Genomic DNA, 13,255 nt, shown 5'->3' with positions numbered 1-13,255 from the left:
CTCGCCCCGGCTGGTTTGCTCTTGCAACCGTCCGGGGGCGGTTCTATAATAGAGTGGATGCCTGAGGAGGAATGACAGATGTGGATTTTGTTTGCAGTGAGTTCTGCGTTCTTTGCCGGCATTACCGCTGTTTTGGCAAAATGCGGCATTCAAAAGACCGATTCCGATGTGGCGACAGCCATCCGCACCATCGTCGTGCTGGTATTTTCGTGGCTGATGGTGTTTTTGGTGGGCTCCGCGCCGCAGATCGCGGATATCTCCGCCTATACCTGGACCTTCCTGATCCTGTCCGGTTTGGCGACCGGCGCGTCCTGGCTGTGCTATTTTCGCGCGCTGCAATTGGGGGATATCAACAAGGTCGTGCCCATAGACAAATGCAGCACCGTTTTGACGGTGCTGCTGGCGTTTGTGTTGTTGAAGGAGCCGATCCACCTTTGGAAACTGGTCGGCTTGGTGGCGATTGCCGGGGGCACGCTGCTGATGCTCCAGAAAAAAGAGCAGACGGCGCAGACCGCCGGTTATTCCTGGCTGGTTTATGCGGTGTTGTCCGCGGTTTTCGCCAGTCTGACCGCGATTTTCGGCAAAATCGGCATCACGGGCGTGGAGTCCAACCTCGGCACCGCGCTGCGCACCGGCGTTGTGCTGCTGATGGCATGGCTGGTGGTGTTCGTCAAGGGAAAGCAGGGGTCTGTGCGGCAGATTCCGGGCAAGGAATTTGGCTTTCTTGTCCTGTCCGGCATCGCGACCGGCGCGTCCTGGCTGTGTTACTATAAGGCCTTGCAGGACGGCCTTGCCAGCGTGGTGGTGCCGATCGACAAACTCAGTATCCTGGTGACCATTGCGTTTTCCTATGTGGTGTTCCGAGAGAAACTGTCGAAAAAGGCCGGGATCGGTCTGTTGTGCGTCGTGGCCGGTACGCTGCTGATGCTGTAACCGGCATCCTGGCGCGGGCAGTTCCCGTCGGCCGTGCCTCTGCCTGCTTGGACCGGTGCGTCAGGCGAGGAACAGCTCGTTGTCCTTGCGCTGTGCGCAGACCTTTTTCAGCATCAATCCGGCGGCGGACAGCAGCAGCGGATTGACCTTGCGGGCGTCGTGCGGGCAGATGGAGACGCAGCGCATGCAGGAAATGCAGGCTTTGGCGTTTACTTTTTTGGGGTCGTCCGCAGAAATGGCCTGCACGGGGCAGGTTTTGGCGCACGCACCGCAGCGGACGCATGCTTTGGTCGGCTTGGGCACCATGCCGGCGCCGCCCGCCTTTTGATAGGGGCGGTTGCCGGGAATCTGCGGCTCCGCGGCCGAGCCGGCGGTAAGTTTGCCGCGGGTCTGTGCGGCGAAAGCTGCAAGCTGCTGCGCGTCCTGTGCATCCGGACGGCCGGCGGCAAACTGCCGGGCGATGGAATGTTCGGCCACTGCGGCCACCGCCGCGATCGGTCGGAACCCGGCTTGCTTGGCGGTATCCTGCAATTCGGCCAGTGTGTCCTCATAGGCGCGGTTGCCGTAGACGCAGACCAGCACCGCGCGGGCGCCGTTGCCGTGCAGCGCAGCCAGCCGCTCGACCACGGGGGCCGGCACCCGGCCGCCATAGGAAGGCACGGCAAGGACGGCCACATCGTCTGGCGTCAGCGCGATACTGGCAAATGCCAGCGTATGGTCGGTCAGGTCAACGGGGACGATTTCCCCGGACAAGGATTGGGCCAGCCGGTCGGCCACCTTTTGGGTGCCGCCCGTCGGGCTGAAGACAACCTCATAAAGTTTCATGTACGCTTCCTCCTGTCAGATTTGAATGAGCACCTTGCCGCTCAGGCGGCCCTGCGCGACAAGCCGCAGCGCGTCGTCGGCCCGTGCCAGAGAAAAGACATGCGGGTCAACGGCGGGCCTGATTTGGGTTTGCTCGACGATTTTCGTGATTTTTTTCAGCTGCGCACCGTCGGCATGGACAAACAGAAAACGGTATTCCTTGCCCTGCTTGCGGGCGGCGGCGTCATATTTGGCGCCGGCAAGGGTGAACAGCGCTTTTTTCCACGGCGCAGCATGCTGCCGGACGGCAAACGCCTTGTTCGGCACGGCCTTGAGGCTCACCAGCCGCCCGCCGGGTTTGAGCACATGCAGCGCATGGTCGAATTCTGCGGCGCCGAGGGTATCGATCACATGGTCCACCCCGGACAGCACCTCCCAGTAGTTTTCCTGCCGGTAGTCGATGTATCGCTCCACCCCCATGGCGAGAAACTGGTCGCGCGCGCGGTGGTTGCCGGTCACGAAAACCCGCAGTCCGCACGCTTTGGCGATGGGCACGGCCATCTGGCCGAAGCTGCCCGATGCGCCGGTGATGAGCAGGGTTTGCCCCGGCTGGGCCTCAAGTTCTTCCGTGATGGCCTGATAGGCGGTCAGTCCGGTCAGCGGGATCGCGGCGGCGGTGGCGAAGTCATACTCCGCGGGCATGCGGGCGAGCGCGGATTGCGGGACCGCGACATATTCCGCGAACGCGCCGATTTTTTGCTGCGGCAGGCGGGTGTAAACCCGGTCGCCCGGCTGGAAGGCGGTCACATGGCGGCCAACCTGTTCCACGATGCCGGCACATTCGTTGCCCAGCGTCAGCGGCATGGTGTAGTTTTGGATCAGCCGGACGCTGCCCGAGAGGATCAGCAGCTCGAGCGGGTTGACCGCGGCTGCTTTGACTTTTACCAGCACTTCGTCTGCTGCGATCTCCGGCAGGGGAAGGTCGCAAAGACGGGTGCGGATCTCTTTGGTATATTGGTCGATCTGTACTGCTTTCATGTGCCGGTCCTTTCTGTTTCATCGGGATGTGCCGGCCGTTTTCGTGCCGGACGCTTGCATTTTATCGGAAAACCCGATACAATGTGTTGTAACAGATGAAATTACATCTGCTACTATACCACGCGCTTGTTGTAATGTCAATAGTTACATCCGGCGTGTCAGCCAAACGGAAAGAGGGGATCCCATCATGCAGATCAGCACCAAATGCTCGATCGCCGTGCATTGTTTGATATTCATCCATGAAGCCAAGGGCATTGCCAAAGTGACAAGCGATTTGCTCGCGCAAAGCACGGGATGCAATCCCGTGGTCATCCGGAACATCATGGGAAAGCTCAAAAAGGCCGGACTGATTTCGGTCGCGCGGGGCACCGGCGGCGCGGCGCTGTGCGCCGACCCGGCGCAGATCACCCTGTATCAAATTTACAGCGCGCTCGAACCGGACGGCCTGTCCGCCCTGATTGGGATTCACAACTGTCAGGGGCGCAAATGCCCGGTGGCGCAGAATATCCGGCAGGTGCTGCAAACCCCGTATCATCAGATTGAGGACGCGGTCAAGCAGACCATGCAGGGCATCACCTTGCAGTCCATGCTGGATGATTTTCACAAGCGGGTGCAGGCGCCGGAGTGATAACCGGCCGAATCCCCGTTGGAACGCATAGAAAAACCCCGGATGCCGCGGAAAAGCGGTATCCGGGGTTTTGTTGTCGGAGAGATCGGTTGGCAAACTGTCAGCGCAGCATACGGCTGTCCACCTTTTCCAGATGCGAGCGCAGCGCGGCTTCCGCCTGCGGATAGTCCCTGCGCTCGAGCGCGTCCAGAATGGCTTTGTGCTCTTCCACCGCCACCGGCGCGTGCTGCGACAGGGTGCCGGTCAGGGTGTGGAATCGCTGGATGGTCAGATTGCTCCGGCTGACCAGATCATATAGAAAATGGTTGCCGGACAGCTGCGCCAACATCACATGGAACAGCGTATCCTGTTCCAGAAAGGACAGGCTGTCCCCGGTTTCTGCCGCTTCGCGCTGCCGCTCGTTGTAGCCATGCAGCTGGGACAGCTGCCGCGCGGTCAGTCCGCCGCGCTGCGCGATGAGCTGGATGGAAAGCGGCTCGAGATGGATGCGGATGATGTCGATATCGCGCACATCCTGCGCCGTCACTTCGGCGACGACCAGCTTTTTGCCCGAGGATACCACGATCTTTTCCAGCACCAGCCGCTGCAAGGCCGCCCGGATGGGGGTGCGGCTGATGCCGAGCTGCGCGGCAAGGCTTTCTTCCGCCAGCATGGTGCCGGGCGCAAGCTCGTTGGAAATGATGGCCTCCTTGATGGCGGCATAGGCTTTATCAGTGAGCGAAGGCTCTTTTTTCAGATTTTTCAAGACGATGGTCCTCCAAAAGTATACTGCATTCAGTATACCGTTTTGCCTGTGGGTTGTCAATCATGCCAGCACCAGAGTGGTGGCAAGCGACAGCGCGGGGATCACGGCGACCGACAGCAGACTGGTCAGCAGGATGATGCGCGACCCGTATCCGGAATCCATGCCGAGCGACGCGGTCATCAGCACGCTGGACGCGGCGGAAGGGCAGCTTGCGCACAGCATGGTCACCAGTCCGAGTTGCGCGCCGGCCGCGCACCAGTGCGGCACGCGGATGAGGTACAGCAGCCCGAGCAGGCAGAGCGGGCACACCAGCATGCGCAGCAGGGCGGGATAGATCACGTCCTGCCGCAGCAGTGTGTGCAGCCGGCAATGGGCCAGAAACGACCCGATGACCAGCATGGCCAGCGGCGTGTTGAGCGAGGCCAGCGACGAAATGGTGTCCGCAACAATGGACGGCAGCGGCAGCTGCGAAAGATACAGCAGCAGGCCGGTCAGTGTGCCGAGCACGCCCGCATTGCACAGCGCGCGGCGCGGACTCAGCCCCTCGCGGCCGCGCAGCAGATACTGCCCGTGCGTCCACAGGGACAGGTTGAACACGCCGACAAAGGCGCTGCCGTAAAACAGACCGGTGTCGCCCAGCACGCTGGAAATCAGCGGGAACGCCATAAATCCGCAGTTGGAATACACCACACTCATGCGCGCCACCGCGCGCTGATCGCGGTCGCCTTTGCGGACGAGCCCCTGCGCCAAAAGCGCCGACATCAGGTGGAACAGCGCGCCGAGCACGCCTGCAAGCAGCAGATACACGGCCATCTGCGCCTCAAATGGCCTGCTGTATGCGTCGATCAGCAGCGCCGGGGTGACAAACCAGAGCAGAAACTTGCTCAGTCCTTGCGCGACCGTTTCGGAAAACCAGCCGAGCCGGGCGCAAATCGCCCCGATGGCGAGCAGGGCGAGCATGAGCACCACCTGATGCAGGGTGAGCAGTACGGTTTCCATCAGCTGCCGTAGTAAGCGGCGCGCACGATCGGGGCAATGGTTTCCGGTGTCATCGGGATCGGGTTGACCGCGGTCGAGCCCAGCATGGACCCGGCGATGAGCGTTGCTTCATCGCGCTGGAAATCCGCTTCCGCGATGCCGCAGTCCCGCAGGCAGGTCGGGATGCCGACCTGCGCGGACAGCGCGCGCACCTGCGCGACGATGTCGCCGCCGGTCATGCGGGACAGGCGGTCGAGCTCGGCGGCGACCCAGGGGTCCTGCCGGTTGTAGTCCAGCACATAGGGCAGGATGACCGCGTTGGCTAGGCCGTGCGCGGTGTTGTAATGGGCGGAAAACGCATGCGAAATGCCGTGCACCATGCCCAGACCGGCGTTGGAAAACGCCATGCCGGCCATGCAGGAATATTCGTGCATCTTCTGGCGGCTTTCGGGCGTGGCCTGCAAAACCGACTGCGGCAGCCACTGCAAAATACCCGAGATCGCGCCGGCCGCCAGCAGATCGGTGAAGGTCTCCTTGCTGCGGTTGGTGAAGCACTCGATCGCGTGCGTCAGCGCATCCATGCCGGTCTCGGCGGCGATGTGCGCGGGCAGGGACATGCACAGATCCCCGTCCAGAATGGCGATATCCGGGCGCAGCGCCTCGGTTTTGATCGCCAGCTTGTTCTGCTGCTCGGAGAAGGTGATGACCGTGACATGGGTGACCTCGCTGGCCGTGCCCGAGGTGGACGGCACGGCGACAAAGGTGGTTTTACTGCGCTTTTGCGGCAGCGTGGAGTGGAACACATTATCAAAGTTGAGCGAAGGCCATTCATAGAACAGCAGCATGGCTTTGGCGGCGTCGATCGCCGAGCCGCCGCCGATCGCGATGACCAGATCGGGGGCGAAGCGACGCATGACGGCAAGGCCATCTTCTACATCCTCACAGCTCGGGTTGGCGGAAATGCCGTGGTAGACCTCCACCGTCCCGTGGGGGGAGAGCAGCGCCTCGGCGCGATGGATCGTGCCATTGCGGAACATCGAGCTGCCGCCGGTGATCAGAAGCGCGCGGGTGAATTCCAGCCCGCCCAGCGCGTTGAGCGCGCCGGCGCCGGTGATCAGGCGTTCGCCGGTCAAACGAAGATTTTTCATGGAACAGACCTCCTCAGGACAAGTAGTATACTGTATACAGAATACGTCTGCGAGAGTGGGATGTCAATGGGGAAGAACAAGAATTTTCCGTGCGGAAGGGAAGCACGACAAAAGGGCGTTGTGTGATTTTGCTAAAAAAGAAGCGGATTGATTTGTGCAAAATGGAAACAATGCTGAAAACAAAAAAATCGGTTGACAACGCAATTGGCGCGGTCTATAATGAGCGCATCAAGCAGAGACGAGGATGTCCGGCAAGGACAAACCTCGTCTTTTGTTTTATCCGGAACTGATAGGAGGAAGCGGCTATGAAGTTGGGTCATCTGGCATTCGGCCATGAAAAGAGCCCACAATCCAAGAGCTACGGCGTGACAGGACGTGCGTTCAATCCGGAAATTGATCCGCTGATTGCGGTGATTGATTTGCATAAGCGTTTCAAAAGTCTGGAAGTGCTCAAAGGGGTTGAGCTCTATGTGAAAAAAGGCAGCGTGACGGTGCTGATCGGACCTTCGGGTTCGGGCAAATCCACGTTATTGCGCTGCATCAATCAACTGGAACATATCCAGGGCGGCGACATCCAGTTTGAAGGACACAGCATTGCGAACGGACCGGTAGATATTAACCGGGTTCGGCAGAGAATCGGCATGGTTTTCCAACATTTTAACCTGTTTCCGCATTTGACCGTGCTGGAGAACATCACGCTCGGGCCGCGCAAGCTGCACAAGATGCCAACGCCCGAGGCCAACGCTTTGGCGGAACGCCTGCTCGAGCGGGTCGGTCTTTCGGATAAGCGGGACGCGTATCCGAGCCAGCTGTCCGGCGGCCAGAAGCAGCGCATTGCGATTGCGCGGGCGCTGGCGATGGAGCCCGATGTGATGCTGTTCGACGAGCCGACTTCGGCGCTCGACCCGGAGATGGTCGGCGAGGTGCTGGAGGTCATGAAGGATCTGGCGCGCGACGGCATGACCATGATCATCGTCACCCACGAGATGGGGTTTGCACGCGAGGTTGCCAACAAGGTTGTCTTTATGGCAGATGGTATCATTCAGGAATACGGTCCGCCGGAAAAGATTTTCGAGCATCCGCAGAATGAACGGTTGATCAACTTCCTTGGCAAGGTGCTCGCTTAGTCAAAATTGTATACAGTATACGATTTTGCGGGAAAAGAAGGAGGGGTATTATGGATGTCAATGCATGGCTGATGGATGTGGGACAATTCCTGTCCCGCTACTCGGCATTGTTTATCGGCGGCCTGCGCAACACATTGATCCTGTCGATCATCGCAGGCGTGCTGAGTATATTGGTAGGCGGCGGTTTGTGCGTGCTGCGCATGAACAAAATCGCGCCGCTGCGCTGGCTGGCGAATATCTGGATCGAATTTGTCCGCGGCACGCCGGTGCTGGTACAGATTATGATGGTCTATTACGGTCTGCCGATGATCGGCGTAGAACTGCCGGTGCCCAGCTTTTTGGGCAGCGCGGGCGAGCGTTCGATGTACGGCATCATCGCGCTGACGATCAACTCGGGCGGTTATATCTGTGAGATCATCCGCTCGGGCATCCAGTCGGTCGATCCCGGCCAGATGGAGGCAGCGCGGTCGCTAGGCTTTGGTTCGGTCAGCTCCATGCTGCGGATCGTGATGCCGCAGGCGGTCAAAAACATTCTGCCGAACTTCGGCAACGAATTTGCTAACCTGGTCAAGGCGTCCTCGCAGGTCATGGTCATCGGTGTGGCGGAGCTGATGTTCTCGTATAACACCATCAGCGGTACCAGCGGACGGCCGTTCCTGCCGCTGCTCGTCATTGCACTGTTGTATTTCGTGGTGACCTTCGTGATCGGCCTTGGGGTACGCGCGATGGAACGTCACTTCAAAAAGAGCGACCGGTAAACCGGTGCGCCAACCATTCCATAGTTATCATTATTTAATGATAGAAACGTCTGTTTCCAAAGGAGGAGGAAAAGAAATGAAAAACACGGTAAAACGAACGCTGGCACTGCTCATGGCAGCCAGCATGGCGCTGGCGGTATCCGCCTGCGGCAGCTCGGACACGGCAAATGACACGGCGTCCAACGACACCGCGGCGTCCGGCGCGGAAACCAGCGATCTGGGTCCGGTCCTGACGCGCATCAAGGAGACCGGCAAGATGGTCGTGGCCACGGCATCCGGCTACATGCCGTATGAGTTCATCGACATCTCGAGCACCGACCAGAAGGTCATCGGCATTGATATGGCGCTCGGTGACAAGATCGCCGAGAAGCTGAGCGAAAAGCTGGGCGTCGATGTGGAGAAGGAAGTGGAGGACACCACCTTCACCGCGAACCTGGCTGCGGTCGCGGCCGATCAGGTTGATATTATGCTGGCCGGCATGTCCCCGACCGAGGAACGCAAGCAAAACATGGACTTCTCGGATGTTTACCTGCAGGCCGAACAGCGCCTGATGGTCCGTGCGGAGGATGCGGATAAGTATAAGGAACTGAGCGACTTTGACGGCAAGACCATTGCGGTGCAGAAGAACACCACGCAGGAAACCAACGCCAAGGAAGTGCTGACCAACTCTTCGATCACTTCTCTGGAAAAGATCCCGCTGGCGGTCCTCGAACTGACCACCGGCAAGGCGGATGGCGTTGTCATTGAGTCCACGGTGGCGCAGCCGTACCTGATTGCCAACCCGGATCTGGTGCTGTGCGACGCGCAGCTGCCGGATGATCGCCGCTACAAGGATACCGCTGTTGCAGTGCCCAAGGGCAACGAAGACTTTTTGGAAATCATCAACGAGACCATTCAGGAGTGCAAGGATGCCGGCCTGATCGATCAGTGGATCGAGGAATACAGCCAGATCTGCGCGGAGCAGAACGCAAGCTGAGTATCCGTCCCGACGAGAACGCTTCCTCTTGCGGGAAGCGTTCTCCTTGGGGCTAAAATGTATACCGTATACAATACGGAATGAGGAGGAAACACCATGGAGCTGTTGGAAGAAATCAAAGCGCTGACCGAAAAGCTGGTCGCCATTCCCAGCGTCAACGGCACACCGGGCGAACGCGCCATTGCGGACGCGATCGAGGCCTATTTGCGGGATATCCCGTATTTTCAGGCGCATCCGGAGCTTGTCATCACGCAGGAGCTCAAGGACGACCCGCTGCACCGGCACAACGTGATGGCGCTGCTCAAGGGCGGCGACGGCACCGAGCGGGACTGCATCATGCTGCATGGGCACATCGACACGGTGGACGTGGACGACTATGGGAAGTATAAGCCGTATGCGTTTGACTGTGCAAAGCTCGCCGAAGTGCTCCAGTCGGCCGAGCTGCCCGAAGAGGTCCGGCGCGATCTGGCGTCCGGCGACTACCTGTTCGGCCGCGGCGCGTGTGACATGAAGGGCGGAGACGCGGTTTTCCTGGTGCTGGTGTGCCATCTGGCGCAGGCGCCGGAAAAGCTGCACGGCAATCTGCTGCTGTCGTTCAACCCGGTCGAGGAAACGCTGCACCGCGGCATCATTGAGGAGCTGCCGCTGCTGCAAAAGATCCAGCAGGAGCACGATCTGCACTTCCGGCTGGCGATCAACAACGATTTTATCTGCCCGATGTACGCCGGCGACACCACACGGTATGTGTACACCGGTGCGGTCGGCAAGCTGCTGCCGATGTTTTACATCATCGGCCGCGAGACCCATGTGGCGCAGTGCTTCGAGGGCTTTTCGCCCGACCTGACCGCGGCCGAGCTGGTGCGTCTGATCGACCGCAATCCGGATTTCTGCGACGGCTACCAAGGGGAGTACACCCTGCCGCCGACCGTGCTCAAAATGCAGGACCTCAAGCCGAGCTACAACGTGCAGACGCCGCACACCGCCTGCGTGTATTTCAATTACTTTGTGCACAACCGGCAGGTCACCGAAAGCATGGAGCTGTTCAAAAGCGCGGCGCGCACCGCGCTGGACAACGTCATGCAGCAGGCGGACGCGCGCTACAAAACCTACTGCACGCTGTCCGGCAACCGGTATTCCAGCCTGCTGGAACAGACGCAGGTGCTGGATTACCGCGAGCTGTGCGACCGGGCGCGGGCGGTGTACCAAGGCGACTTGGACGCCTTCATCGACCGCACGGCGGACGACTCGATCGCCGCGGGCGACGACATGCGCATCACTTCGCTGCGTATCGTGCAGGCGCTGTGTGAGCTGTGCGGCATCAAGACGCCGACCGTCGTGGTATTTCTGGCCACGCCGTTCTGCCCGCACAACACGCTCAAGCGGGAGGTGCCCGAGGAGGCGCGCGTGTATGCCGAAGTCGAACAAATCGCCGCGGAATTTTCGGCCGAGAGCGGGGAGCAGATGAAATTGCAGCAGTTTTTCCCGAGCCTGACCGACTCCAGCTATCTCAAGATCGACGACGACGCGGACTCGATCGCCATGCTGCAAGCGTGCTTCCCGGGGTATGAAAAGCTGTATCCCGTGCCCTTGGCAACCGCCAAGGCGCTCAACATCCCGGCGGTCAACTACGGTGTGTGGGGCAAGGACTGCCACAAGTGGACCGAGCGCATCTATATGCCGTATTCGTTCGGCCAATTGCCGAAATTCATTCTCAAGACCATTCAGTATTATTTTGCATAAATCATCAGCAGGGAGGGTTTTTCTATGGCAACATTACAGGAACGTTCGGCGGCGGTGATGCCGCCCATGGCGCTGCACGCGCTGCCGTTTGGGATCACGCATGCGCAGGGAAGCTATCTGTATACGGATGACGGCAGAAAGCTGCTCGACTTCGGCAGCGGCATTGCGGTCAACAATCTGGGTCACAACTATCCGACGGTTGTGCAGGCGGCAAAGGACCAGCTGGACAAAATGGTGCACTGCTGCCACAACCTGTTTCATTATGAGGTGGAAACCGCGCTGGCCGAGCGTTTGGTCGGCCTGATGGGCGGCGGCTACAAGGTCTATTTCTCCAATTCCGGCGCGGAAGCGGTCGAGGGCGCGGTCAAGTTGGCGAAATACGCCACCGAGCGCCCGGCCGTTATCGCGTTCAAAGGCTCGTTCCACGGCCGCACCATGATGTGCACCTCACTGACGGCGTCCAACTCCGCCTACCGCAAGCACTATGAGGGCCTGGTGCCGTCCATCTACTTTGCGGAATACCCCAAGCTGTTCGGCACGCCCTATAAGATGCAGGACGGCGCCTGCCCGAAGGAGTATTACACCCAGTTTGACGATATGTTCAAGCACCTGATCGACCCGTATTCGGTCGCGGCCATTCTGATGGAGCCTGTACAGGGCGAGGGCGGCTATGTGGTCCCGCCGCGCGAGTGGGTACAGTATGTGCGCGAGCTGTGCGACAAGTACGGCATCATGCTGATCTTTGACGAGGTGCAGACCGGCTTCGGCCGCACCGGCAACATGTTCGCTTGGCAGACCCACGGCGTCAAGCCGGACATCATGTCCTGCGCCAAGGGCATTGCCAACGGGCTGCCGCTGTCCGCCGTGGTCGGCAAGAGCGAGATCATGGACAAGTGGGTGGCCGGTGCGCACGGCGGCACGTTCGGCGCCAATCCGGTCTCCTGTGCGGCGGCGCTGGCAACGATCGACGCGCTGGAAAACGGCGCGATCGACAACGGCCGCCGCATGGGCGAATACTTTATCGGCGAGCTGAAGAAATTGCAGGAAAAGTATCCGTGCATCGGCGAGGTGCGCGGCCTGGGCCTGATGATCGGCATGGAGCTGGTTTATCCGGACGGATCGCCCAACCGCGAGCTGACCAACAAGATCATTGCGCTGGCGCTCGAGCGCGACCTGTTCCTGCTGGCCTGCGGCTGTGACAAGAACGTAGTGCGCTTTATCGCGCCGCTGACCGTGAAAAAGGAGGAAATCGACACCGCGCTGGGCATCCTGTATCAGGCGTTCGAGCAGGCCATGGACGAGGCGTAAAGAGGGATCGGCATGAAAATCGTCATTGCGGATTATCCGGATGTGCTGGGGCGCGATATCCAAAGGGAATATGCGCTGCTGCGGCAGGAGATCCCGGACGCGGAGATCGTGCTGCATCCGTATACCGACCCGGAAGCGTTTTACCGCGAAATGGCGGATGCGGACGGCCTGCTCACCGCCTTCATTCCGCTGGACCGGGCGGCGCTCGACCGGATGCCGCGCCTGAAGGCCATCTCGATCAATGCAACCGGTTATAACTTCGTCGATCTGGAGGAAACCCGGCGGCGTGATATCCCGGTGTGCGCCATCGGCGAATACTGCACGCAGGAGGTCGCGGATCACACCATGGCACTGCTGCTGGCGCTTGAGCGCCACCTCAAACACTACACTCGATTGATCGACCGGGAGCACCGCTGGCAGTACTATGCCGCGCCGCAGCCGCTGGGGCTTTCCGGCAGCGTTATGGGCATTTTCGGGTTCGGCAAGATCGGCCGCGCGGTCGCGCGGCGCGCGCAGGCCTTCGGTATGCGGGTGCTGGCGGTCGATCCGCACGCGGAGGAGCAGCAGGCGCAGCTGCTGGGCGTCAGCCTGACGGACACGGACACCCTGCTGCAAAATGCGGACGTGATCACCAACCACATGAACCAGACCGCGGAAAACCAGAACTTTTTTGACGAGGACTGCTTTCGCCGCATGCGGAAGCACCCGATTTTCCTCAATGTTTCGCGCGGCGGCAGTGTGGACGAACCGGCGCTGGTGCGCGCGCTCGATGCGGGCTGGGTCCGCGCGGCGGGGCTGGATGTGCTGCGCGAGGAAAAACCCGACCTGACGAACAACCCGCTCATCGGCCGGGAAAACGTGATCGTGACGCCGCACGCCGCGTTTTACAGCGCGCGGTCGATCGAGGCATTGCAGCGGCTGAGCTGCCGCAACCTGACCGACTGCCTGACCGGCCGGCGGGAGCGGGCGTTTCGCATCGTCAACGGGCTGGCGCCCCAGACCGAGGACAAAACAAGCTGATACGGGTTACCCCTATACGAACGAACAAAGGCTGCCTGCGGGCAGCCTTTGT

General features: G+C 60.3%; 13 protein-coding genes. 8 read left to right on the top strand and 5 right to left on the bottom strand.

All coding sequences use genetic code 11. The features are described 5' to 3' along the window. Window positions 1–78: 78 nt before the first annotated feature. On the top strand, window positions 79–933 hold the full coding sequence (locus EJL02_RS03885; protein ID WP_125115109.1) for an EamA family transporter: 855 nt from the start codon (window positions 79–81) through the stop codon (window positions 931–933). A 60-nt stretch (window positions 934–993) separates the two neighbouring features. On the opposite strand, the gene EJL02_RS03880 is transcribed toward EJL02_RS03885, so the two are convergent. Together EJL02_RS03880 and EJL02_RS03875 are read right to left on the bottom strand one after the other, a co-directional pair. Further along, a complete protein-coding gene (locus EJL02_RS03880; protein ID WP_125115108.1) occupies window positions 994–1,758 on the bottom strand; it encodes a 4Fe-4S binding protein in 765 nt (254 codons plus the stop codon). Window positions 1,759–1,773: 15 nt separating this feature from the next. Continuing rightward, on the bottom strand, window positions 1,774–2,775 hold the full coding sequence (locus tag EJL02_RS03875) for an NADP-dependent oxidoreductase (protein ID WP_125115107.1): 1,002 nt from the start codon (window positions 2,773–2,775) through the stop codon (window positions 1,774–1,776). A gap of 187 nt (window positions 2,776–2,962) precedes the next feature. Here EJL02_RS03875 and EJL02_RS03870 point away from each other — a divergent pair, with 187 nt between their 5' ends. Next, window positions 2,963–3,403 (top strand): Rrf2 family transcriptional regulator, encoded by a 441-nt coding sequence (locus EJL02_RS03870; RefSeq protein ID WP_125115106.1) that lies wholly within the window; start codon window positions 2,963–2,965, stop codon window positions 3,401–3,403. Between the two features lie 100 nt (window positions 3,404–3,503). Here EJL02_RS03870 and EJL02_RS03865 read toward each other — a convergent pair whose 3' ends face one another. The 3 genes from EJL02_RS03865 to EJL02_RS03855 are packed head-to-tail and all read right to left on the bottom strand — an operon-like array spanning window position 3,504 to window position 6,274. Continuing rightward, on the bottom strand, window positions 3,504–4,148 hold the full coding sequence (locus EJL02_RS03865; RefSeq protein ID WP_164510277.1) for a GntR family transcriptional regulator: 645 nt from the start codon (window positions 4,146–4,148) through the stop codon (window positions 3,504–3,506). Between the two features lie 60 nt (window positions 4,149–4,208). Beyond that, window positions 4,209–5,147: an AEC family transporter gene (locus tag EJL02_RS03860; RefSeq protein ID WP_125115104.1), complete on the bottom strand. Its 939-nt coding sequence runs from the start codon at window positions 5,145–5,147 to the stop codon at window positions 4,209–4,211. Then, a complete protein-coding gene (locus EJL02_RS03855) occupies window positions 5,147–6,274 on the bottom strand; it encodes an iron-containing alcohol dehydrogenase (protein WP_125115103.1) in 1,128 nt (375 codons plus the stop codon). The genes EJL02_RS03860 and EJL02_RS03855 overlap by 1 nt, the downstream gene beginning before the upstream one ends. Before the next feature lie 401 nt (window positions 6,275–6,675). Between EJL02_RS03855 and EJL02_RS03850 the strand changes: the two genes are divergently transcribed. The 6 genes from EJL02_RS03850 to EJL02_RS03825 all read left to right on the top strand — a co-directional run bounded on the left by EJL02_RS03850 (window position 6,676) and on the right by EJL02_RS03825 (window position 13,203). Then, a complete protein-coding gene (locus EJL02_RS03850; RefSeq protein WP_164510315.1) occupies window positions 6,676–7,401 on the top strand; it encodes an amino acid ABC transporter ATP-binding protein in 726 nt (241 codons plus the stop codon). A gap of 50 nt (window positions 7,402–7,451) precedes the next feature. Continuing rightward, window positions 7,452–8,159 carry an amino acid ABC transporter permease gene (locus EJL02_RS03845; RefSeq protein WP_243114394.1) on the top strand — a complete coding sequence of 236 codons (708 nt, stop codon included), beginning with the start codon at window positions 7,452–7,454 and terminating at the stop codon, window positions 8,157–8,159. A 76-nt stretch (window positions 8,160–8,235) separates the two neighbouring features. After that, on the top strand, window positions 8,236–9,135 hold the full coding sequence (locus EJL02_RS03840; RefSeq protein WP_164510276.1) for a transporter substrate-binding domain-containing protein: 900 nt from the start codon (window positions 8,236–8,238) through the stop codon (window positions 9,133–9,135). Window positions 9,136–9,231: 96 nt separating this feature from the next. Beyond that, complete coding sequence (locus EJL02_RS03835; RefSeq protein ID WP_164510275.1) at window positions 9,232–10,875, top strand: M20/M25/M40 family metallo-hydrolase; 1,644 nt, start codon at window positions 9,232–9,234, stop codon at window positions 10,873–10,875. Window positions 10,876–10,899: 24 nt separating this feature from the next. After that, a complete protein-coding gene (locus tag EJL02_RS03830) occupies window positions 10,900–12,183 on the top strand; it encodes an aspartate aminotransferase family protein (RefSeq protein ID WP_125115100.1) in 1,284 nt (427 codons plus the stop codon). Between the two features lie 12 nt (window positions 12,184–12,195). After that, window positions 12,196–13,203: an NAD(P)-dependent oxidoreductase gene (locus EJL02_RS03825; protein ID WP_125115099.1), complete on the top strand. Its 1,008-nt coding sequence runs from the start codon at window positions 12,196–12,198 to the stop codon at window positions 13,201–13,203. Window positions 13,204–13,255: the final 52 nt, after the last annotated feature.

This window comes from Agathobaculum sp. Marseille-P7918 (assembly GCF_900625105.1).
GTDB lineage: Bacteria > Bacillota > Clostridia > Oscillospirales > Butyricicoccaceae > Agathobaculum.
This window is presented reverse-complemented; position numbering and strand designations above follow the sequence as displayed.